A 23,089-nucleotide genomic window follows, 5' to 3' on the forward strand; every position below is an offset into this window, starting at 1 on the left:
GTTACTTGATGAAGACGAGAACCAGGCCCAGAATTGCCAGTGCCTCGACCAGTGCGAAGCCCAGGAACAGCATGGGCTGCAGGGTCTTCTGGGACTCGGGCTGACGAGCAACGCTGGTCATGTATGCCGCGAAGATCAGACCCACGCCGATGCCGCCGCCAATAGCTGCCAGACCGTAGCCAACCGCAGTGATGGAACCAACCATTATTTTTCCTTTCAACAGTGTTCGACCGGGAACATACCCGGACCGAACAGAGTTTGATTTGAGTTAATAGCCCGCACAGTGAACGTGTGGGTTGCTTTATTCACGCCCAATGACGAACGTGAAAACCTAAAAAACTAGAGAGTTTAGTGTCCCTCGGAAACCGAGCCCTGCAAGTACACAGCCAGCAGCAGAGCGAACACATAAGCCTGGATGCACTGAATCATGAATTCCAGGAAGTACAGGAACATGCCCAGAGCACCGGGAGCAATAGCAGCCAGGTAGCCGATGCCACCCAGGGTCTCAACCATGTAGGTCACCATGCTGGATGCAACCATCAGCGCCAGGTGACCACCGAACATGGTCGCGAAGAGACGCAGTGCGTGAGTTGCCGGACGAATCAGCAGGTTCGAGAAGAACTCGATCGGAATCAGGATGGGGTAAATCCAGACCGGCAGACCCGAAGGCATGGTGATGTCCTTGAAGAAGCCGCCCAAGCCCTTGCGCTTGATACCAACACCAACCCAGGTCAGGTATGCGACGCCAGCCAGTGCGTAGGCGCTACCGGGGTGGGAGAAGGAGGGCAGCTGAACAAACGGAATCGAACCGAAGAGGTTGTTCACCAGAACGAAGAAGAAGGAGGCGAACAGAATCGGCACGAAAGGCTTGTAGTGCTGAACGCCCAGGGTTTCCTTGCCGAGGGAGTTACGAGCAAACATGTAGCCGGATTCAGCAATGAACTGAGTCTTGCCGGGAACCATGGCACGCTTACGTGCTGCGGTGAGGAAGAAGACCGCAATAATCACCACGGACAGCAGAATCAGTACGTTCTGCTTACCGAAAGCGAAATCACCAATGGTGAAGAAGGGGGGCAGATGCATGTCTTCAGGGGTCGGCGGCACATAGGCTTCCGCGAGGATCAACCCGTTCTCGATCAAAGCAAGTCCTTTCTTGCTACTAGTGGCTATCAAGAGCCCATGTCTGCCTATAAACGACTGACATGCTAACTACATGGATGAATGTGTGACCTAGCGGTCCGCGTTCAATGACCTAACGGTCTTTATTCTGCCTGGTCATGTGGGTAAAGACGAGGGTCAAACCTCCAACAGCGCCAATCAAGACGCCAACCCACACCAGCCAGGTGGTGGAGAAGACCAGGTCACCGAGGTAACCGATGCCTCCCCACACTGCTACACCGATGATCAGATAGAGAATCGACATGACTGCGCCGGAGAGACCTCCGTCAGATACCAATTCTCCGGTGGTGCGGAGCTTTTTATCTCCGTCCCACCATTTCTTCTCTTCGGCCAAACGTTTTTCCTTTCAAACACCAATCGTGTTACCGACCATGGTCTTCCGAGTCGGTGTCGAAGTACAAAATTCTCAGTCGTGCGATGCTGACTGTTTCAATAACAATCCACAGAATCACGCCGGTACATGCGCCTGCGAGAGTCCAACCGTGCCTCAGATTCTCGGGGAATGGCACAAACATCAATACCAGACCGAGCAGAGCAATCTTCACGAGGTAGCTCACCACCAGCGATTTGGGTACACCCCAGTCGAAAATGGGAGCAACCAACATAACTAATACGCCCAGAGTGAAGCATATATAGATTATCAGAAAGCCCAATGTTATTCCTAGCGCGCCCACAGGACCCGCAAACAGGTACGCACTCATCATACCGCCCAACCAAGCCAGCAGAGAGTAAGCCGATACTCTGTAGAACAAAAATTTCCAGGAAAGCTCTTGACTCTCGAAAGAAGAGGCCTTCAGACCTGCTTGAGCACGCTCTCGGCGGCGTTTCTGCTGCCTCATACGTTCCGCCGGCGGATACCACAGAACGTCGACCACATGCCTCCAGAGAGGCTCTACGGAAGCCTCAACCGAAGGTTTAGAGTGTTCAGAAGCCATTAGTGTTTCTCCCCACGATTCTGATTCGACTGAGCCGAAGAAGAGGAAACAGAAGAAGGCAGACCCGCACGATCCTTCACGGAGTCCGGCATAATCGGCTCCGGATGCAGCGAGGTCGGCTCAACCTTCTCAGGAGTTGCCGGAACACCAGTAGCAGATGCCAAAGAATCAGTAGCAAGGTCGGACGCAGTGGGCTTCGCCTTCGGCGCCGAGCCCTTCGACTCCGTCGCAAAACGCTTCGACAGGTCAATCGTAGACGTAGGAGCCTCACCGCCGAAGAGCTGCGGCATACGCAGATACACCACCAACACGGCAAGAGCCACCACCATCACGCCCACAGTCGCCACCACGGCACCCGAAGCATACAGGTCAGACGCAAATGCCAACAGCACCCACACCAGAATGGTCGTACCCGTCACCACGGCGGTCGAACCAAGGTGGCTGAAACCGACATCCGTCAGACGCTGATAAGTGTGAGTACGGTGCGGCTTGTACCACTGCTCCCCCGCCATAAAACGACGGAACAGAGTCGTACCCGTATCCGCAAGGTAAGTCATCAGCGGAGCAAAAGCCAGCAGGAACGGAACATCCGCAAACCACGCACCCACAGCCAACGTACCCAGCGCCGCACCCAAAACATAAGAACCCGCATCGCCCAAAAACACGTTCTTACCAGGGCGCACATTCCACGGCAGGAACGCCGCAAAAGCACCGGCAACAGCCACACCAGCCAAAGCCAGCCACGGAAGGTTCACCATCCAACCGGTCAGCGCATACGCCAAACCAGCCACCAGACCGTGAGCACCAGAAATGCCGTTAATACCGTCCATAAAATTCGCCACGTTAATGTAGCCGGCAATAAAAATCGCGCCAAGGATCAGCAGCAGAATATTCGTGCCCTGTACCGTCGCAAAGCTCACGCTTACCAGAAGACCAATGACCAGCTGCAGGCCCGCACGACGCACAATGCTCACGCCGCGGATATCCTCAAGCCAGCCCAGGGCAAGAGCACACAGAATCGCTGCGGCAATCGTCACCGCCAGCTGCAAAGACTCAGCAGAACGGTACGTCCAGCCGAACAGGGTAGCCACCACAAACGCCACAAGAGTCGCGGCTGCAGTCGCCAACCCCATACCGCGGTACGTCGGAGCAGTATGCGAAGAACGCTCATTAGGAACATCCACCATGTCGTAGCGGTGCAAAATCGGGCGCACCGCAAACGGCAAAAGGGCACCCAAAACAAAAGCAAGAGCAAAAATACTCAACAGCTCAGAAAAGGAGGTCATACCAGCTCCAAAGCATTGGCGCCGCTCCCCTGGACGCAAACTCCAGAATCGCGGCTGAGGGACGATGTGTGCGTAGTGTGTGTGTTTACTTCGTATTCTATAGAACTCTTCAGTAGCCCGGGACTAAACGGTACAGAATCTCTCCATACGCTCTGCATATTCTGCGTCCTGATATGTTCTACACCCGAGAAAGAGAAAACACCGGATACCGCACCTGCCACGCAAGTGCAGCATCCGGTGTCATTTCCGTAAAGATTAGAACGTCTGCGCATCCGCCAAAGTACGCGGATCAGGGGCACGCTCCAGGCCATGACGCTCATAGCCGCTGTGCTCCCGATAGTTCTGAATCCACCGCTCATAATCGAGCTCATCAGGGTCAAGTGCCGGGGCACTCGACCGGGAAATATACCGGTTCTCCTCGCTCGGCACCAGCTTCTCAGTACCGCCGAAGAGAGTCTCATCCAGCTTCTCACCCTTGCGAAGACCAATCTCCTTGATCTCCACGTCATACCGCTCATACGCCTGGCGCATCGCCTTCGCAACGTCCAGAATCTTGACCGGCTGGCCCATATCCAGCACCATAACCTCGCCCGGGCGACCAATCGCACCGGCAAGCATCACCAGCAGGCAGGCATCGGTAATCAGCATGAAGTAACGGGTCGCACGCTTATCCGTCAGGGTAATCGGACCACCCGAAAGAATCTGCTTCGTAAAGAGCGGCTTAATCGAACCGCGCGAACCAAACACGTTACCGAAACGAACCGACACGTAGGTGTTGCCGGTCTTCTCGCCAAAGTACGCGGTCAGACGCTCCGCCACGCGCTTGGACTGACCCAGCGCAGTCTTCGGATCCGCCGCCTTATCGGTCGAAACGTTCACGAAGGTCTTCACGCCCACCGCCTCCGCGGCACGCAACACGTTCAGAGTACCCAGAGAGTTCGTCTTCCATGCTTCCTGCGGGTACGCCTCCAGCGCCGACACATGCTTCAAAGCCGCAGCGTGGAACACCACCTCGGGGCGACGGTCACGGAAAATCTCCAGCAGGTTATCGCCCTCACGAATATCAGCCAGAATAATGCGGTCATCATCCAGACTCGACTCGTGAGTAATCGAAACCTTCGTCTCCATCAGAAGAGTCTCATCATGATCAAGCATCATGAGAGTCTCAGGGCCAAACTCGCTAATCTGACGGCACAGCTCCGAACCAATCGAACCGCCCGCACCGGTGACCAGCACGCGCTTACCGTGCAGGTACGAACGCAGAATATCGCGGTCAATATCGTAGTTAATCTCGCCACGAATCACGCGCATCAGGTCGTTATCGCTCGCGGTAATCAGACGCTCACCCATCAGGCGAGCATTCGCGCTACTAATACGCTGAACCTCAACCTTAAGCTTACGCATGCGGTTGCAGAAGGACTCGAAGTAGTCCTCCGACATATCCGAAATCGTCACCAGAATCTTACGGGTACCCGACTCACGAATCACCTGCTCCAGCTCAGGGTAAGTCGTAATCACCGAAATGCCGTGGAACTTCGTACCAGCCTTCAGCTGGTCATCATCGAAGACCGCAACCGGGCGAAGCTTCGCCTCCTCATCGTGCAGCATCGAATCCATGACCATGCCGCCAATAAAGCCGGCACCGTACACAATCACCGGCTCGCCGGTCAGCTCACGCACAGCACCGCGCTCAGTGTACACACGCTTCGCCATGCGAGCGCCCGCCATCATAATGAGGCTAAACGCCGCCGCAATCGCAGGCACGCTATGCGGAATATGCGGCAGACCCAGCAGCTCATCCACAAAGGAGAAAGCAGTCAACGCCGCACCCGCGCTCAAAGCAGCCGCGCCGGCACGCCAGGACTCGTCAAATGAACCGTACGAATACACGCCGTTATAAATCTTCACGCCCGCCAGACCAATGACCAGGTGCAACACCACAGCCAAAGTAGCGGTCATCGTCAACGACGCCGGGTGAATAATATCGAACACCGAGCCGTTACTGAGCAGCACACTATAGCGGAGCATATAGGCGAACAAAACCGACAGAACCCAGGCGCTCGAATCAATCAGCGCCTGCGCAATCAACCACCACGGCTTACGCTCATACAGGCGGTTCACCAGCATCGTGCCAGAGTCACCCTCCGTCACCATCGTGCCGCGCTGAGCAGCCTTCCGCATCACCACATGAGCGTGAGGTTTCAACTGAGCCACTACATGCCTCCTTCAGATGCGGTACCAGAAGAACGAGAAGAAGCACGAGCCGTCAAAGACGACAACGCACGAAACGCCGAACGGCGCGCCCGCTCAGGAACAAAACGGTACACACTACGCACCGCCATATTCTGAGCCCACTGAAGCTTAGAAATACCGTGACCGGTGTACAGTCGACGCTGAATCGCCACATCCTGCAACCAGGCATCCACTCCCCCGCGCTTCGTGTACGCGCCCGCACCCACGCGGTAACGCACCAGAGCCTCGGGGATATTACCCAGACGGTAGCCGGCATCGCGCAGACGCATCCACAGCCACCAATCCTCAGCGCCGGGCACGAACTCGTAACCGCCCAGCTGCTGCACGGCGCTCTTCACGAACGCCACGGACGGGTGATAAATCGGGTTGCGCGAATCCATCGCGCGCAGCAGACGCTCAGAATCAACAATCGCCTCACGGGTCGACTCCACCGCAGTATTGCTCTCATTCACCTCAAGCATGGCAGAGCCCAGCACCGTGTAGCCGCCCTGCACCAGGGCAGGAATCAGACGCGCAAAACGAGTCGGCTCAGACAGGTCATCAGAATCAGCACGAGCCACCAGCTCATAGGTGCACGCCTGCAGACCGGCGTTCAGCGCCTCCGCCAAACCAACATTCTGAGCCAGCTCCACCACCTGAATCGGCGGGCAATCCAGATTCTCGGCGCGCTGAACCCAGCGGTCCACCACGGCATCCAGCTCGGGGGTCAGTGGACCGTCCTTCACCAAAACCAGCTCGGAAGGACGCACCGTCTGGTTCAGAAGATTCGACTCCAACGCCTGATCCAGATAGGCGGGGTTCTCCTTCGCGTACACGCTCATCAGCACCGAGAAATCGGGTACAGAGCTCACGCAACCGCGCGCCTTCTCAGAGTCAGCGGGGCTTTCATCGGATGCAGGCACGCCGTAGCGGCCGGGGAAAGTCAGCGGGTAAATGCCCTCAAGCACCTGAGCATTCGGGCGAGGCGCACGCAAACCATCACGCACACCATTCAGGAAATACCCCAGGTAGGTTCGGCGGTCATCAGTACGCAGAACAGTAGAAATCCACAGGCGCGCCGACGAGCCACCGTACAGCAGCTTCTCCAGCGGGTTCAGAGTACGCGAACGAGTAAAGACCCACAGCTTATTGCGCACATCGTTATAGAAACGCGGGCCCGGGTCAGCGTTCGTCGTACCAAAAGTCTTCGTGTGGTGCTTAGCCACAGAAGAAGGCACCGCAATGCCGTCACGGTGATGAATCAGACGAGTCGAAAATTCGAAGTCGTCATTCCAAATGAAGAACTCAGCAATCGGCAAACCACCATTACGGCGAATAGCCTGCGCATCCATCAGAATCGACACGAACGAGGCGCTACGAATCGGACGGGCACCCACCGCCTGCGCACGAGCATGACGCTGCTCCCCCGCCGCAAACATCGTGCGCGGAGTGTTCATCGGGTGGTCCTCGCCGTTCGTCCACACCACACGAGACGCCACCACCGCGGGGCGCTGCGAAGGCACCGGCGAATAGTTCAGCCAGGCGGCAACCGCCTCCGACAGGGTGTTCTCGGTCGGCTCGGTGTCATCATCCATAACCCACACCAGATCCGGGTTATGGCGTTCCAGAGCGCGATCAATACCCACCGCGAAACCGCCAGCGCCGCCCATATTGCTCTCCAGGCGGATGCAGTCCACCGGCAGCTTATAGTCCAGGGCGCGCAGATACTCGGCAGTACCGTCCGTGGAGGCGTTATCAACAATCACCACCGCCGCAGGCACACGCTCACCAGAAGCGATACCAGCAAGGGTCTTCGGCAGCAGGTCCTCACGGTTATAAGTCACCACCACGGCAACCGTGCGGGGATACTCGTTCAAAGGATCGTGAGAAGAAGACTGATTGGAAGAAGGCTGGGCAAAAGCGGTCACGTCGCTGTACTTTTCTGCCATAAGTTCTCCCTCCGCGGCGCGATGCGCCTGAATCAGCCGGTACGCGATATACCCATACCGTACTGGGCGCTTCTGGTGTTTCTCGCGCCCGCGGCATTCAACCGTGTGGATATATCACTCAAAGAAAATATTCTACCTGCGGTCTCCACTAGAGAGTGAACCATCACCTCAAAAGACGCACTTTATGACAAATAAACAACCGAATTCAGTTGATTTATCCGCATAGCGGACGTACCGGCACACCCAGTTTTGGGTATCCATCAAGCTACCAGCTTCACAGCCTGTGTTTGCGCTGTGCACCCCGTGCGAAAAAACGACCAGAGACCGAATAAAAACCCACAAATTCCCCATAAACTGTTCAGATATGGGAAAGTTGAAATGACCCCATTTTTCCCCGCAACGTACGCGGGCTCGTGAGAGGTAAAAGAGATGTCCGAATCCAAGTGGAAAGTCATTGGCGCCAGCGGCTTCGTTGGTTCCTCCATCGTCGCGCGTCTAAACGCAGAAGGTATCAGCGTCGACCCCATTGAGGCACCTCGACTCGCAACCCGAGCCCTCGACGTAGACAGCATCATCGACGAAGCAGACCAGCTTGAAGGCATCATCGACTCCCTCGCAGAAGCCTTCGCAGGCGCGCAGGTCGTCGTCAACGCTGCGGGCCTCGCAGCGCCCAATATGCAGGATCTACCTCCGCTCGTCGGCGCAAACGCCCTGCTTCCCGCAGTAATCGCCATCGCCGCGCAGCGCACCGGCGTGCGCCGCGTCATCCACCTCTCCTCCGCAGCTGTGCAGGGCCCGCGCCTCGTGCTGGATGATTCCGAAGAGACTAACCCGTTCAGCGCCTACTCCTTCTCCAAGGCACTCGGCGAAGAAGCGCTGCTCGACCTGCAGGACTACTTCCTCGAAGAGCACCCCGACTGCGCACCCGAACTGTGCATCCTGCGCGCAACCAGCGTGCAGGGCCGCGGCCGACGCACCACCGAACTCTTCGCCAAGATGGCCTCCTCCCCCTTCGCATCCGTTGCGGGTGCAGGCACCGGCAAGTCCCCGGTTTCCAGCGTGCACGCCCTCGCAGAATTCGTGGTCATGCTCGGCACCTTCCCCGGCGAGCTACCCACCATCGTGCTGCAGCCCTGGGAAGGCGCAACCGTCGCCTCCGCATCCGTGGATGCTGGTCGCCGCCACCCGCACCGCCTGCCCGAGTGGCTCTGCCGCGCAGCCGTCAAGGCGGGCTACACCGTCTCCGAACTGATGAATGACAAGTTCGCAGGATCCGTGCGTAAGGTCGAGGTCATGTGGTTTGGCCAGGGCATCGACGACTCCTGGGCACGTGACAACAACCTTCTGCCCACCCCGCGCGTGCGTGAAGTACTGCGCAATGCCCACACCGCGCTGGGTAAGAAGAAGGACCGCCGCTTCGAGAAGAAGTAGGTAGCGCGCGTGCTCTCCTAAAGGTGCACGACCTGAGGCACACAGCCTAGTTGCGCGCCTCTAGAGGGCTCATAACGAAAGGGAACCCCCGATATATCTGAACGATATATCGGGGGTTCCCTATACGTTTTTATGCTCCGGGCTCATACACGCGCAGAGGTTTAGAGGTGATCCTCCGGGGTGTCTTTCTGCTCGGTCTTTGCCTCAGCTTCAGTCTTGGTAGCCTCTGCCAACTTAGCCTCATCCTTAGCGGCAGTCTCAATCTTCGACTCGCCAAAGACCAGCGCGCGAGCAGTATCAGCAGGAACCGGGTGGGTCTGGGGCTCATCCGCACGAACCGGCTTCGGAGTGTTGTCACGGTAGCCGCGCGAACGCTCCTGATCCACGCCGGTGCTGAAAGCAGAAGACAGAGCCGAAGTAGCGCCCAGCAGGGACGCCGCGACAGAACCGGCAACCGGTGCCGAAGCGCGACGAGCAGGCTCACCGCTCACGGTGTGGGTGCTGTCCCACTGCTCATACGCCTCATCCAGGTCAGCCTGCTCATCCAGAGCACGCTCAGAAGGAGTCGACTCAGACGACGCAGAAGAAGCAGCCTCAGCTTCCTCAACCTTACGAGCCGCCTGCTCGTCAGCCTCCGCACGAGTCAGAATGGTCGGAACGACCTCGCGCAGCTCCTCCACCGAAATTGCGCCCTCACGAACCACCACGTAGGGGAAGGAGGTGCAATCCAGAATCGTGGACGGTGCCGGGTCACGCTCAGTCACCACAACCACGCCGTCCTCATTCGGCTCAGACTCAAGCGGCTTAGGACGAGCACCACCATCAATCACCACGGCAACGTCCTCGCCCAGGGATTCCATGGCGGTCTGTGCGTCCAGAGCGGCTTCCTGACCGGTCTTGTTCGCGCTCGAAACCGCCAGCGGACCGTGCTCAGTCAGCAGCTTCAGGGCGAACTCATCATCGGGAACACGCACGGCAACAGTACCGCGGGTCTCACCCAAATCCCAGCTCAGTGACGGGTACGCGTGAAGAATCATAGTCAGCGCGCCGGGCCAGAAGCGACCACCCAGATCGTAAATATCGTCCGGAACGTCGTCGACCACGCCAGCGAGCGCAGCAAGATCAAAGATCAGCACGGGCGGCGGCATGGTGCGGTCGCGGCCCTTATCTGCCAGCAGCTTGGCAACGCCCTGATGCGAGAAAGCATCGGCGGCAATACCGTAGACGGTATCGGTGGGCATCACAATCGTGTCGTGCGCCTTCAGCGCCTCGCGGGCAGCTTCAATGGCCTCGCGGGTCTCAGTTTCAGTCGTTACGGGGTACAGCTTTGCAGTCACGGGTCTTATTCTCTCATGTTTTTCTGGATGCGGCGAGACACCGGCACCCACAACGCGCCATGTGGAAGCACTCTTCCGGGGGTTCACCATATTTCGCGGGCTTTGAGCTGGCTGAGGAGGCGGACGCGTTGCCTTCATGCAGCCCGGCACGGGCTAGGTGGTGCATCTACTAGTCTAAAGGCTCTAGTGGGCGCGGTTTATAACCGACGCTATGACGCGGACGATTATTCAGGTCACGCACCGGGTAGCAGCCCTCGAAGCCAACACGCGCCAACAGCTCGGCGACGGCTTCTTCCTGGGTGTCGTCGTGCTCCATAATGAACAGGCCGCCGGGGGTAAGAAGCTCGAAGGCGCGGGCGGCAATTGCGGAGGGCATCTGCATGCCGTCCTCTCCCCCTCCGTACAGTGCCATGTCCGGGTCGTGCAGGGCGGCTTCCGGGTCGGCGGGCACGTTCGCCGGCGGAATGTACGGAGGGTTAGAGAGCACCGCATCGAAGGTTCCGGCAAGTTCGGGCAGGGCGGTGAGGGCATCCCCCTGAACCAGGTGCACGCCGAGTGGCTCCAGGTTCTTGCGGGTGTAGGGGATGGCGTCTTCGGAGAGCTCTACCGCGAATACTTGGGCGTTCGGCAGTTCGCTCTTGATAGCCGCGGCGATAGCCCCGGAGCCGGTGCACAGGTCGACGATGCGCAACGCACCGGTTGCCGAATTGGTGCGGGGTGCCGAATTGGTGCGTGCGGTCAGCACTTTGAGGGCTTCTTCGACGAGTAGCTCGGTCTCGGGGCGGGGTACGAACACGCCCGGTCCGACTGCCAGTTCTAGACGGTAGAAGGGAGCGGAGCCGGTGATGTGCTGCAGCGGTTCGCGGCAGGCGCGGCGGGCGACCAGCGCCTCGTACTCTGCGACCTGGTCGGGGGTGAGCCGCTCCCCCATCAGCGCGGCGTGCTGGAGGCGCGAGCGTGAGCCGTCGTAGAGCAGGTGCGCTGCGAGTAGCTCAGCGTCGACGCGGGGGCTGGGCACCTGCGCCAGTGCCGCGGTGGCGCGCGTAATTACCTGTGCGAGTTCTTCCCCGCGCGGGTCGTGCACATTCACCTTCATGAGCTCTCCTCCTCGTCTCTCAACAGCTCAAAACCTGTCACAGCATATGGCTAAGGGGCTCCACCGCCGTAGCGGCGAGCCCCTCACCAACATCTCACGTCGATTCAGCGAATCGGCAAGAGCCTATACAGAATTACTTTTGTTCCTGGCCCACCTGAGCGAGGCGGTGCGCCTCATCCATCTCAATAGCGGACTGAACCACAGGCTCCAGGTCACCATTCAACACAGCATCCAGGTTGTACGCCTTGTAGCCGGTACGGTGATCCGCAATGCGGTTCTCCGGGAAGTTGTACGTACGGATACGCTCCGAACGGTCCATGGTACGCACCTGCGAAGCACGGTGTGCCGCGTTCTCAGCGTCAATCTGCTCCTGCTGGTGAGCCAACAGGCGCGCACGCAGAACGCGCATCGCAGCTTCACGGTTCTGCAGCTGAGACTTCTCATTCTGCATCGCCACCACAATACCGGTCGGAAGGTGAGTAATACGCACCGCCGAGTCGGTGGTGTTCACCGACTGACCACCGGGGCCCGAAGAACGGTACACGTCAATCTTCAGGTCGTTCTGGTTAATCTCGATTTCCTCGGGCTCATCCACCTCAGGGAACACCAGAACACCGGCAGCAGAAGTGTGGATACGGCCCTGAGACTCAGTCGCCGGAACACGCTGCACACGGTGCACGCCACCCTCATACTTCAGGTGCGCCCACACGCCCTCAGCCGGCTCATTCGAGGAGCCCTTAATAGCAATCTGGGCGTCCTTGTAACCGCCAACATCGGTGCTGGTCGAAGAAATAATCTCAGTCTTCCAGCCCTTGTTCTCGGCATAACGCATGTACATGCGCAGCAGGTCACCAGCGAACAGAGCCGCCTCGTCACCACCGGCACCAGCCTTCACCTCAAGAATGACGTTACGGCCATCATCCGGGTCACGCGGAATCAGCAGGCGGCGCAGCTTCTCCTGAGCAACCTCCAGCTCCTCCTCCAGACCGGGAATCTCCGCCGCAAAATCCGGATCCTCATCAGCCATCTCGCGAGCAACCTCAAGGTCATCCTTCAGCGAAGTGTACTTGTTGTACGCAGTCACAATACCGGTCAGCTCCGCGTAACGGCGGCCCACACGGCGTGCCTTACCCTGGTTCGCCTGCACAGCGGGGTCAGCAAGCTGATTCTGCAGGTCAGTGTGCTCATCCAGCAGAACCTGAATAGATTCAAACATTCTGTTCTCTCTTCCATCTCCCGCACTTTACGCCGCACGGGCAGGCACTAGACATCTCGCACCCCACACAACAGGGATGCGCAAAACGAACATCTCACGCGCCCCACCCACATGAGGAGGTGGGGCGCGTGAGATACGAGCCTTAGTCGACCAGACGCAGACCGTTCTTCTGAACCGTCAGAAGGAACTCCACGTTGCTTTCAGTCTTACGCAGCTGGTTGGTCAGAACGCCCAGAGCCTGCTCAGGCTCCATACCCGCCAGGGCACGGCGCAGACCCCACATAATCTTGATCTCATCCGGGGAGAGCAGGTTCTCCTCGCGGCGAGTACCAGAAGCGTTAATATCAACAGCCGGGAAGATACGCTTATCCGCCAGCTGACGGGACAGGCGCAGCTCCATGTTACCGGTGCCCTTGAACTCTTCGAAGATCACTTCATCCATCTTCGAGCCGGTCTCAACCAGGGCGGTAGCCAGGATGGTCAGCGAGCCGCCCTCTTCAATGTTGCGGGCAGCACCGAAGAACTTCTTCGGCGGGTACAGTGCGGCAGAATCCACACCACCGGACAGGATACGACCGGATGCGGGAGCCGCCAGGTTGTATGCGCGGCCCAGGCGGGTCATGGAGTCCAGCAGCACGACCACATCGTAGCCGAGCTCCACCATACGCTTCGCACGCTCAATAGCCAGCTCAGCCACAGTGGTGTGATCCTCAGCCGGGCGGTCGAAGGTCGAGGCGATAACCTCACCCTTAACGGTGCGCTGCATATCGGTCACTTCTTCAGGACGCTCATCCACCAGGACCATCATCAGGTACACGTCCGGGTTGTTCACGGTAATCGCGTTCGCAATGGACTGCAGCATGAGGGTCTTACCCGCCTTCGGCGGGGACACAATCAGACCACGCTGACCCTTACCAATCGGAGACACCAGGTCAACCACGCGGGTGCCCAGCTTCTTCGGGGTGGTCTCCAGTCGCAGACGCTCCTTGGGGTACAGCGGAGTCAGCTTCGAGAAGACGCGGCGGTTAGCTGCTTCCTCAACGGTCTGACCGTTAATCGCCTCAACCTGAACCAGCGCGTTGAAACGCTGGCGGCTGTTCGACTCACCATCACGCGGCACGCGAATCGCGCCGAGCACGTGGTCACCCTTACGCAGGTTGTACTTCTTCACCTGAGCCAGGGAGACGTACACGTCGTTGGTGCCGGGCAGGTAGCCGGTGGTACGCACGAAAGCGTAGTTATCGAGGATGTCCAGAACACCCGAAATCGGTGCCAGCACATCGTCTTCGCTCAGACGAGGCTCGTTCTCCTCGCGGCGGCGAGCCTGCTTCTCAGCACGCTCAGCCTGACGGTCACGCTTGGAACGGCGCTCAGTGCGCTCAGTGCGCTCGGCGCGTTCTGCACGCTCAGCAGCCTTACGCTCGGCACGTTCGCTACGCTCAGCATTGCGCTCTGCACGCTCCGCCTGGCGGTCACGCTTGGAACGGCGCTCAGTACGCTCACCATCCTGGTCGCGGCGACGCTCACGGGTACGAGTACGCTTCGAGCTCTTCTCACCGTCAGGGGTGCCAAAAGTCATGTCCAGGGCAGCGTTCAGGCTGTCCAGGCTCGCGGTGCCGTCAGCGGTAGTAGCCTTCAGCTCAGCAGAGTTACCGGGCAGGTCAACCTGCTCCGCACGCTCGCCAATACGCTCAGCAGCCAGCTCAGCGCGCACATCCAGCGGAGGAAGCTCAGCAGGCTTCTCGTCCTTACGGGTGCGGGTGCGGCGAGTACGCTTCTCCGGCTTCTCGTTATTCTCAGTCTTCTCGGACTTCTCAGCCGATGCGTCCTCGCCCTCAGCGGCGCGGCGAGCGCGCGCACGCTTCTGAGCGGGAGTCTCATGGCGGGAAGAACGGGTACGCTTCTCAGACTTTTCAGCCTTCTCAGCACCCTCAGCGGGAGCCTCAGCAGCCTCCGCGTTTTCGGTCTTCTCAGCCTTCTCCACCTTCGCCTCAGCATCCTTCTGGGTGCGAGTACGGCGGGTACGGCGAGGCTTAGACTCCTCAACCTTCTCAGCAGCGGGGGTCTGGGCAGACTCAGCGGGAGTCTCAGCCTTGGGCTCAGCAGGAGCGGCTACGGCGCCGCCACGCTGATGCTCCTCAAGAGCCTGAACCAGCTCAGCCTTCTTCAACTTCAGGTAGCCGCGGATACCAAGCTGCTGGGCGAGGACACGCAGCTGCGCGACCTTCAAGTTTGCAAGTTCCGGTGCGGCAGCGGCCGTACCGTACTCATCGGTGACAACAATATTCTTTGCCAACTACAATTCCTTTGGTTATAAGCCCTGAAAATCTTCAGAATAAAGATCGGGCGAACGCTATAGCGCGGTCAAAGGCTTAGACACTGCCGAAAGAAAACAGCAGTCCGCACCTTCGACTCCCTCGAACCGCACTGGAGGCGGTTCGCGTCTCTTACCGTACCCGCTGATTCAGACACAGCGGGCACACACGGAAGATAAGGCGCTCTATCACAAATGTGGGCAAGCCCAAACCATCATCTCTAAGAATCATCTACACGAGATGAAGAGGACGGATTGGTCACTTTGAAAGGGCACCCGCCGCGAAACCGAACCTCCAGAAAAGTCTTCCCCTATGCGTCAGAAACAAAGAAAGACGTGGAATCCAAAGGCACTCCCCCGAACCCTGCCGGCTCCCGCTCAGATACACAAAGCACCTGAGGCATCAGGGGAAACGGAAGTACGTTACGAAGGATAGTATCGACGGTCTACATTGAACGACGGGCGAACCTCAACATAGGACGAACTAATAACGTCCTACTGAGTAACTATAACACCTTCAGTATCAATTTCAAGAGGAAGAACCCGCCAGTTCAGGCGACAATCCACAATAGCGCTACAGGGGTGAGTCGCCGCGAACTCGGCAATAGCCTCCTGCACCTGCTGCACCTGCTCGTCACCGTGCGCAAAGGTCAAAACAGTAGGGCCAGCGCCAGAAATCACCGCAGCAAAACCCTGACCGCGCAGGTACGCAACCAGCACAGCGGACGGCTCCATCGCGGTCACGCGGTACCCCTGATGCAGGTAATCCACGGTCGCATCCATCAGGTACTCGGGAGCATCAGAGAGAGTGCGCACCAGCAGCGCCGCACGAGCCGAGTTCGCCACCGCCTCAACGTGGGGCATCTCCTCAGGAATCAGCGAACGAGCAAGCTTCGTCGACACCTCATAATCGGGCACAGCCACCACAGGGTGAACATCAGGATGCACCGGAATAATCAGGGTCTTCCAGTTACCCATCTCACCCCAAGACACCGACAGGTTGCCGTAAATCGCCGGAGCCACGTTATCCGGGTGGCCCTCCATATCGGAGGCGACCTGTAGCATCTGCTCACGGCTCAGACGGTGCTCCTCCGGCAGCAGACCGCTCGCCGCAGCCACACCCGCCACAATAGCCGACGCCGAAGAACCCATACCGCGAGAATGCGGAATCTTGTTATCAGCAATCAGCTTCACCGGCGGCAGTTCATCCAAACCAGCCGCCGCAAAACCAGCCTTCATCGCCTGCAAAACCAGGTGGCTCTCATCGCGAGGAACATCCGCGCTACCCTCACCACTGAGCTCAAACTCCAGGCCGGACTCAATACGCTCAACAACCAGCTCATCATAGAAGCCAAGACCCAAACCCATGCTGTCATAGCCGGGGCCCAGGTTAGCGCTCGTAGCGGGAACGCGGACCTTAACGGACGCGCCCACCGGAATATCAGAAATATGCAGGGAAGACATGAGAAGAACCTCGCGATCGGTGACGTAATGAGTGAATAGGTGAAAGATACAAAAAGGGCTGTCATGCAGGTGCACCCCGCCCCGCAAACACGGGACGGAGTGCACAACGTAGTATGAATAGGCTAGTGCAAATCGAGAATATCTGCCACAGCAACCACGTCGAAGGGAGCCTTAGTCGGCTCAACCTTCACGCCGTTCACAGCCTCAAGAGCCCACTGCGGGTCCTTCAGACCGTGACCGGTCACGGTGATGACGATGGTCTTACCCTCGGGAGCTTCACCGGCACGGTGCTTCTTCAACAGACCCGCAACGCCAGCAGCTGAAGCCGGCTCCACGAAGACACCCTCGCGGGCAGACAGCCAGCGGTGCGCCTCCAGAATCTCCTCATCGGTCACAGCCTCAATCACGCCGCCGGACTCGTCACGAGCAGCTTCAGCCTTCTCCCACGACGCGGGGTTACCGATACGGATCGCGGTCGCAATGGTCTCAGGAGCCTCAATCGGGTGACCAGCAACGATCGGTGCAGCACCAGCAGCCTGGAAGCCCCACATGATCGGGCGCTTGGTCGCAACCGGCTCCAGTACCTTACCGTCACGGTTGGTGTAAGGCTCCGAGTACTCCTTGTAGCCCTTCCAGTACGCGGTGATGTTACCCGCGTTGCCAACCGGCAGCAGGTGGTAATCGGGAGCGTCACCCAGGGTGTCAACAACCTCGAACGAACCGGTCTTCTGACCCTCAATACGGTAAGGGTTGACCGAGTTCACCAGGAACACCGGGTAGTTCTCGCTGAGCTTGCGAGCAATCTCCAGGCAGTTATCGAAGTTGCCGTCAATCTGAATGATGTCAGCACCGTGAGCAATCGCCTGAGACAGCTTACCCATAGAAATCTTGCCGTCCGGAACCAGCACTGCACAGCGCATACCAGCCTGCAGAGCGTACGCAGCAGCCGAAGCGGAAGTGTTACCGGTCGAAGCACACACAACAGCCTTCGCGCCGTCACGCTTAGCGGCGGTCATCGCGCTGGTCATACCGCGGTCCTTGAACGAACCGGTCGGGTTCATACCCTCAAACTTCAGGTAAACGGTGTTACCGGTCTCAGCAGACAGTGCCGGCGCGTGAATCAGCGGGGTGCCGCCCTCGCCCAGGGTCACAGCCTTCACATCGTCTGCGAAAGGCAGACGGTCACGGTACTCATTGATAACGCCCTGCCACACGTGTGCCATTGGCTTCTCCTTCAATCTTGGCGCCCCGCCCGCCGGACCTCCCATAGGTCCGGCGCGGTAGCGGGTACGCGGGTTAGTTAGTGAGCGATGCACCCGCAAGCGAACATCGCACGTTTAGTGAGCGGCGCGTGCCGCACATAGATAACGCTTTTGAGCCTTAGTGCTTCTCGGACTCCACGCGGATGACCGAGTTCACCTCACGCACAGTGTCCAGAGCATCAATCACAGCAATCGCACGGCGCAGATCAGAATCCTTCGCCGAGTGAGTCACCATACGAATCTGAGCCGCGCCCTCCTTCGGGGTGGACTGACGCAGAGAATCAACAGAAATACCGTGCTCGGCAAGGATACGGGTAATATTCGCCAGAACGCCCAGACGGTCCTCCACCAGAACACCCACCGAGTAGCGAGAAATCACGTTATCCAGGCTAGTTGCGTGCAACTGAGCGTGAGAAGTCTCCGGAACACCGGGACCGCCCAGCACCAGGCGACGAGCCAAAGACACAAAGTCACCCAGAACAGCCGAAGCAGTCGGAGCGCCACCCGCACCGGGACCGTAGAACATCAGCTCGCCAGCGTTCTCCGCCTCAACGAACACAGCGTTGAACGCACCGTGCACACCAGCCAGCGGGTGCTGACGCGGAATCAGGGTCGGGTTCACGCGAATGTTCGCGCCGTCCGCACCCTCGCGCTCACAAATGGCCAGCAGCTTGATGACGTAACCATCAGCATCCGCAGCCGCAACATCATCAGCGGTGATGGAGGTAATGCCTTCAGTGTGCACATCATCGATGGTGAAGTCAGAGTGGAACGCCAGCGAAGCAACAATCGCAGCCTTTGACGCGGCATCGTGGCCCTCAACGTCAGCGGTCGGGTCAGCCTCCGCGTAGCCGAGCTTCTGAGCCTCAGCCAGTGCGTCCGCGAAGGATGCGCCGGTGGTGTCCATCTGATCAAGAATGTAGTTGGTGGTGCCGTTCATGATGCCCAGAACGCGGGTCACACGGTCACCAGCCAGGGAGTCACGCAGGGGGCGCAGAATCGGGATAGCACCCGCAACAGCAGCCTCGTAAGAGAGCTGAGCACCGGACTCATCAGCGGCAGCCTGCAGCTCCACGCCGTGCTTAGCCAGCAGCGCCTTGTTGCCGGAGACCACGGACTTACCCGCCTTCAGAGCACGCAGAATGCGGGTGCGAGCCGGCTCAATACCGCCGGTCAGCTCGATGACCACATCCGCCGCATCAATCAGGGATTCAGCGTCGGTGGTGTACAGCGAGGGGTCCGCATTCCAGTGGCGGGATGCATTAGTATCGCGCACAGCAATACCGATCAACTCCACGGGGGCGCCAATGCGCTTTTCAAGGACGGCGTTATCCTCGACCAGGATGCGAGCAGCCTGGGAACCGACATTACCGGCACCGAGCAGTGCTACTTTGATCTTTTCAGCCACGATAGTCTCTTTCTACGGTCTGTTCCGGGTTCGCCCCGGTATCTCTTCGGGCTACGGTGTGGATGCGGCGCAGAGCACGCACTCAACAACCACTTTATCAAGAGCCGGGGACGGCTCAGCAGCCTCAAGCTGCGACTTTTACTCTCTGAGATGAGGTATCCCTCACAGTGATGAGGTGAACCTTATCTTCTGTCATGTTGTGAACGCACAAAACCGTGAAGACCCCACCCGCAACCGCCACCTCACGGCGTCCATGGCAGAGACGGGAACTTCACGGTTTTTCATGATGTTCAGACAGTGTTCTTAGATATCCGAACCCATATCCAGCGCCAACATATCCTCCTCACGCTGACGACGAATCATCACGCGAGAAGGCTTACCCTCAGCAGTGGCAATCACCGGCGGGCGAGTCAAGAAGTTATAGTTCGAACCCAGCACATAGCAGTACGCGCCGGTCGCCGGAACCGCCAGAATATCGCCAGCCTGCAGGTCAGCGGGCAGGTAGCAGTAGCGCACCACCACATCGCCAGACTCGCAGTGCTTACCCACCACGCGAGAGAGCACCTGCTCCCCCGCCGGGGCACGATTCGCCAGGGTCACCGAATAATCCGATTCGTACAGCACCGGGCGGGCGTTATCACTCATACCGCCGTCCACCGAAACGTAGCGACGCACACGAATCTCGCCGTTCTCATCTTCAATGCTCACGTTCTTAATGGTGCCCACCGTGTACAGGGTCGCACCCGAAGGACCAGAAATAGAACGGCCCGGCTCGAACGACATATGCGGAATCGCCATGCCCAAGCGCTCGCAGGTCGCCGCGACGGAAGCGGCAATCGACTCGGTCACCTCGGTAATGGAGCGGGGGTGATCCGCCTCGGTGTAGCCAATACCGTAGCCGCCACCCAGGTCCAGCTCCGGCAGGATCACGCCCAGGTCACGGTTGAGACGGTTCATGAACTCCAGGGCGGTAGTTGCCGCCTGCTCGAAGCCCTCCGCCTCAAAAATTTGCGAACCAATATGGCAGTGAATACCGCGGAAATCCAGGGAATCGGTCGCGTTCAGAATCGCGGCAGCCAGAGCCGCGTAAGAATCGGTAGCCTCAACACCCCAGTACTCCAGCTCCTCCTCGTCCAAACCCGCGAGCGCGGCGGTACCGGGCTGCAGGGACATGCCGAACTTCTGGTCCTCGTGCGCGGTCGCAATGGATTCGTGGGTCGAGGCATGCACGCCGGGGGTGATGCGAATCAGCACCGGAACCGGGGCGTACGGTTCTTCTCCCTCCGCTACACGCTCGGCGGCAAGCTCGGCGTACACGCGCTCAATGAGCTTGAGCTCGTCCACCGAGTCAGCCACCACGCGGCCCAGGCCGTTGCGGATCGCGCGGGCAATCTCAGCCTCCGACTTGTTATTACCGTGCAGGGCGATATTCGCACCGGGCACCTGCGCGCGCAGAGCCAACGCCAACTCACCACCGGAGGCGGTATCCAGGCACAGCCCCTCCTCGGTCGCCCAGCGCGCCACAGCGGTAGACAGGAACGACTTACCGGCGTAGTAAACGCTCACCTTCGCACCGTGCGCGGCGAAAGCCTGCTCAAAAGCGGTGCGGTAGGCGCGGGCGCGGGCGCGGAAGGTCGTCTCGGAGAAGACGTACTGCGGGGTTTCGTGCTCAGCAACCAGGTCGCTGACGGTCATACCGTCAATGCAGAGCTCGCCCTGCTCATTGCGGGTAAAGGAATCAGTCCAGATGGTGCGGGACAGGGCTTCGGGGTGCTCGGGGTAGGTGAGCCATTCGGGGGCGTAGAGGGCGCGGGCTTCGCTCATCGTGTCTCTTTCTTAGCTATCTTTGCCGGCATACGCTCAACCCCCGCCCCGGTAGCACCGGGTCGGGGGTTGAAACGAGAGTATTACATGCGCTCGGGTGCGCTCACACCCAGCAAGTTCAGGCCGTTAGCCAGCACCTGCTGTGCCGCGTTGTTCAGCAGCAGGCGGGTACGGTGCAGGTCGGTGACCTCTTCATCCGCCTTGGGGGCGACGCGGGAGACACCGTACCAGCTGTGGTACGCCGAAGCGAGCTGCTCCAGGTAGCGGTTCACGCGGTGCGGCTCGTAGAACTTCGCGGCATCACGCACAGCGGCGGGGAACTGGCCGAGTACAGCCAGCAGCTCACCGTCAGCAGCCGAGTCGAGCAGGGAGGTGTCCACGCCGTCCTCAACCTTCACGCCAGCCTCCGCAGCGTTACGTGCCACAGCGGCGGTACGTGCGTGAGCGTACTGCACGTAGTAGACCGGGTTCTCGTTGCTCTTGGAAGTCAGCAGGCCCAGGTCAATATCGATGGGGGTGTCCACCGAGTAGCGGGTCAGCTCGTAGCGAGCCGCGTCAACGCCAACAGCCTCGACCAGGTCCTCGAGGGTGACCACGGTGCCGGCACGCTTGGACATGCGGACGGGCTTGCCGTCCTTGACCAGGTTCACCAGCTGACCAATCATGACCTCAATCTGGTCGGCGCGGTAGCCAAGAATCTGGGCGATAGCCTTCAGACGGCCCACGTAGCCGTTGTGGTCAGCACCGAGCATGTAAATCGCCACGTCTGCGGGGTTCTCGGCGCGGGTCATCTTGTCCTGGTAGTAGGCGATATCGCCCGCCACGTAGGCGTGGTTACCGTCAGACTTGATGACCACGCGATCCTTGTCGTCGCCGTAGTCGGTGGTGCGCATCCACCATGCGCCGTCAGCCTCGAAGAGCTGACCGTTCTCGCGCATAGCGTCGAGCAGGGCGTCCACCTTGCCGCCTTCGAACACGGAGTTCTCGTGGAAGAACACGTCGAAGTGGGTGCCGAATGCCGCCAGGGACTCCTTGATCTGATCGAACATCAGGTGAGTACCGATTTCGCGGAAAATCTCTTCGGGGTTCTCAGCCTCAAGCGCGTCGGGGCGCTGAGCCAGAATCTGGTCCTTAATGTCAACAATGTACGCGCCAGCGTAGCCGTCCTCGGGGGTCTCCTCGCCGCGAGCAGCGGCAATCAGGGAGCGCACGAAACGGTCAATCTGAGTGCCGTGGTCGTTGAAGTAGTATTCACGCACGACGTTAGCGCCTTCAGCCTCAAGGACGCGGGCGAGCGCATCACCGACGGCAGCCCAGCGGGTGCCACCCAGGTGGATGGGGCCGGTGGGGTTCGCGGAGACGAACTCAAGGTTGATGGTCTTGCCGGCGAACTTGTCGCTGCGGCCGTATGCTTCACCAGCCTCAACGATGGTGGCGGCAAGCTCACCGGCAGCTGCGGCGTCCAGGGTGATGTTCAGGAAGCCGGGGCCAGCAATATCTACGGATGCAACACCGGGGATGGCGCTAATCTTCTCTGCCAGAAGAGCTGCTGCCTCACGCGGGTTCTTGCCCACCTTCTTGGCGAGCTGCAGAGCGACGTTGGTTGCCCAGTCGCCGTGTTCACGGGACTTGGGGCGCTCCACTCGGACGGCGGGCAGTTCAGCGCCCTCCACGAGGGTCAGCTGGCCGGAGGAAATGGTTTCTTCAAGGGCAAGCGCAATGGCTTCGGAGAGTTCTTCAGGAGTCATAACAAACTATTCTAGCAAGCCTTGGCAGGCGCCTGACCCTTTATCTAGTGCATATCTGATACCATAGGTGGGTTGCCTCTGTAGCTCAGCGGATTAGAGCACCAGTTTCCGGTACTGGGGGTCGAAGGTTCGAATCCTTTCAGGGGCACGATGTTCTTATTCGAGAGGGAACACGGGAGCCGATATCCGAGGCGTATTGTTCGGGTATCGGCTCCTTTTTATTTAACCGCTCACCTTGTTATGCATAAAGCCTGCGCCGGGCGACCGTTCCCGCCAACTCCCTCTTCAACCTCAGACTTCAACCTCAGAGGGTGGACACTACCCGCCTGCCTATTGTGGCAACGCTAACAGCCTTGAGAGAATGGGAAAACGCGCACACCCGTCACATCAGCACGGCTCAAGCCACAA

General features: G+C 59.1%; 17 protein-coding genes and 1 tRNA gene. 2 read left to right on the forward strand and 16 right to left on the reverse strand.

The features are described 5' to 3' along the window. Nucleotide 1 precedes the first annotated feature (1 nt). The 7 genes from atpE to HMPREF2836_RS03855 all read right to left on the reverse strand — a co-directional run bounded on the left by atpE (nt 2) and on the right by HMPREF2836_RS03855 (nt 7,581). The gene (atpE, locus tag HMPREF2836_RS03825; protein WP_005506461.1) at nt 2-205 is read right to left on the reverse strand and encodes an ATP synthase F0 subunit C; all 204 of its coding nucleotides are present in this window, start codon (nt 203-205) and stop codon (nt 2-4) included. A gap of 143 nt (nt 206-348) precedes the next feature. Then, nucleotides 349-1,140, reverse strand: a complete 792-nt coding sequence (gene atpB / locus HMPREF2836_RS03830) for a F0F1 ATP synthase subunit A (protein ID WP_005507804.1) — start codon at nt 1,138-1,140, stop codon at nt 349-351. A 112-nt stretch (nt 1,141-1,252) separates the two neighbouring features. Continuing rightward, nucleotides 1,253-1,513 carry a hypothetical protein gene (locus HMPREF2836_RS03835; protein WP_005506464.1) on the reverse strand — a complete coding sequence of 87 codons (261 nt, stop codon included), beginning with the start codon at nt 1,511-1,513 and terminating at the stop codon, nt 1,253-1,255. Between the two features lie 28 nt (nt 1,514-1,541). Continuing rightward, on the reverse strand, nt 1,542-2,114 hold the full coding sequence (locus tag HMPREF2836_RS03840; protein ID WP_070629494.1) for a hypothetical protein: 573 nt from the start codon (nt 2,112-2,114) through the stop codon (nt 1,542-1,544). After that, complete coding sequence (locus HMPREF2836_RS03845; RefSeq protein ID WP_070629495.1) at nt 2,114-3,400, reverse strand: MraY family glycosyltransferase; 1,287 nt, start codon at nt 3,398-3,400, stop codon at nt 2,114-2,116. The genes HMPREF2836_RS03840 and HMPREF2836_RS03845 overlap by 1 nt, the downstream gene beginning before the upstream one ends. Before the next feature lie 255 nt (nt 3,401-3,655). Continuing rightward, entirely contained in the window at nt 3,656-5,614 is a 1,959-nt protein-coding gene (locus HMPREF2836_RS03850) for a polysaccharide biosynthesis protein (RefSeq protein ID WP_070629496.1), read from the reverse strand. Continuing rightward, nucleotides 5,614-7,581 (reverse strand): glycosyltransferase family 2 protein, encoded by a 1,968-nt coding sequence (locus HMPREF2836_RS03855; protein WP_070629497.1) that lies wholly within the window; start codon nt 7,579-7,581, stop codon nt 5,614-5,616. The genes HMPREF2836_RS03850 and HMPREF2836_RS03855 overlap by 1 nt, the downstream gene beginning before the upstream one ends. A gap of 429 nt (nt 7,582-8,010) precedes the next feature. Between HMPREF2836_RS03855 and HMPREF2836_RS03860 the strand changes: the two genes are divergently transcribed. Then, on the forward strand, nt 8,011-9,012 hold the full coding sequence (locus HMPREF2836_RS03860; RefSeq protein ID WP_070629498.1) for an NAD-dependent epimerase/dehydratase family protein: 1,002 nt from the start codon (nt 8,011-8,013) through the stop codon (nt 9,010-9,012). A 161-nt stretch (nt 9,013-9,173) separates the two neighbouring features. Here HMPREF2836_RS03860 and HMPREF2836_RS03865 read toward each other — a convergent pair whose 3' ends face one another. The 9 genes from HMPREF2836_RS03865 to argS all read right to left on the reverse strand — a co-directional run bounded on the left by HMPREF2836_RS03865 (nt 9,174) and on the right by argS (nt 22,681). Then, nucleotides 9,174-10,349, reverse strand: a complete 1,176-nt coding sequence (locus HMPREF2836_RS03865; RefSeq protein WP_070629499.1) for an L-threonylcarbamoyladenylate synthase — start codon at nt 10,347-10,349, stop codon at nt 9,174-9,176. 169 nt (nt 10,350-10,518) lie between these two features. Then, complete coding sequence (gene prmC / locus HMPREF2836_RS03870; protein WP_070629500.1) at nt 10,519-11,445, reverse strand: peptide chain release factor N(5)-glutamine methyltransferase; 927 nt, start codon at nt 11,443-11,445, stop codon at nt 10,519-10,521. 133 nt (nt 11,446-11,578) lie between these two features. Further along, the gene (gene prfA / locus HMPREF2836_RS03875) at nt 11,579-12,661 is read right to left on the reverse strand and encodes a peptide chain release factor 1 (RefSeq protein WP_070629501.1); all 1,083 of its coding nucleotides are present in this window, start codon (nt 12,659-12,661) and stop codon (nt 11,579-11,581) included. A 142-nt stretch (nt 12,662-12,803) separates the two neighbouring features. Continuing rightward, nucleotides 12,804-14,957 (reverse strand): transcription termination factor Rho, encoded by a 2,154-nt coding sequence (gene rho, locus HMPREF2836_RS03880; RefSeq protein WP_070629502.1) that lies wholly within the window; start codon nt 14,955-14,957, stop codon nt 12,804-12,806. Nucleotides 14,958-15,470: 513 nt separating this feature from the next. Next, nucleotides 15,471-16,439: a homoserine kinase gene (thrB, locus tag HMPREF2836_RS03885; protein ID WP_070629503.1), complete on the reverse strand. Its 969-nt coding sequence runs from the start codon at nt 16,437-16,439 to the stop codon at nt 15,471-15,473. A gap of 122 nt (nt 16,440-16,561) precedes the next feature. Further along, nucleotides 16,562-17,662: a threonine synthase gene (gene thrC / locus HMPREF2836_RS03890; RefSeq protein WP_070616551.1), complete on the reverse strand. Its 1,101-nt coding sequence runs from the start codon at nt 17,660-17,662 to the stop codon at nt 16,562-16,564. A gap of 157 nt (nt 17,663-17,819) precedes the next feature. Next, nucleotides 17,820-19,109 carry a homoserine dehydrogenase gene (locus tag HMPREF2836_RS03895; RefSeq protein ID WP_070616553.1) on the reverse strand — a complete coding sequence of 430 codons (1,290 nt, stop codon included), beginning with the start codon at nt 19,107-19,109 and terminating at the stop codon, nt 17,820-17,822. Nucleotides 19,110-19,412: 303 nt separating this feature from the next. Next, nucleotides 19,413-20,933 carry a diaminopimelate decarboxylase family protein gene (locus HMPREF2836_RS03900; protein ID WP_070629504.1) on the reverse strand — a complete coding sequence of 507 codons (1,521 nt, stop codon included), beginning with the start codon at nt 20,931-20,933 and terminating at the stop codon, nt 19,413-19,415. An 83-nt stretch (nt 20,934-21,016) separates the two neighbouring features. After that, nucleotides 21,017-22,681 (reverse strand): arginine--tRNA ligase, encoded by a 1,665-nt coding sequence (argS, locus tag HMPREF2836_RS03905; protein WP_070629505.1) that lies wholly within the window; start codon nt 22,679-22,681, stop codon nt 21,017-21,019. Between the two features lie 74 nt (nt 22,682-22,755). On the opposite strand from argS, the gene HMPREF2836_RS03910 reads away from it, so the two are divergent. Further along, nucleotides 22,756-22,829: transfer RNA gene (locus HMPREF2836_RS03910), tRNA-Arg, on the forward strand. Nucleotides 22,830-23,089: the final 260 nt, after the last annotated feature.

Origin of the sequence: Rothia sp. HMSC065C12, assembly GCF_001812085.1 — a bacterium.
In the GTDB taxonomy this organism is placed as follows: domain Bacteria; phylum Actinomycetota; class Actinomycetes; order Actinomycetales; family Micrococcaceae; genus Rothia; species Rothia mucilaginosa.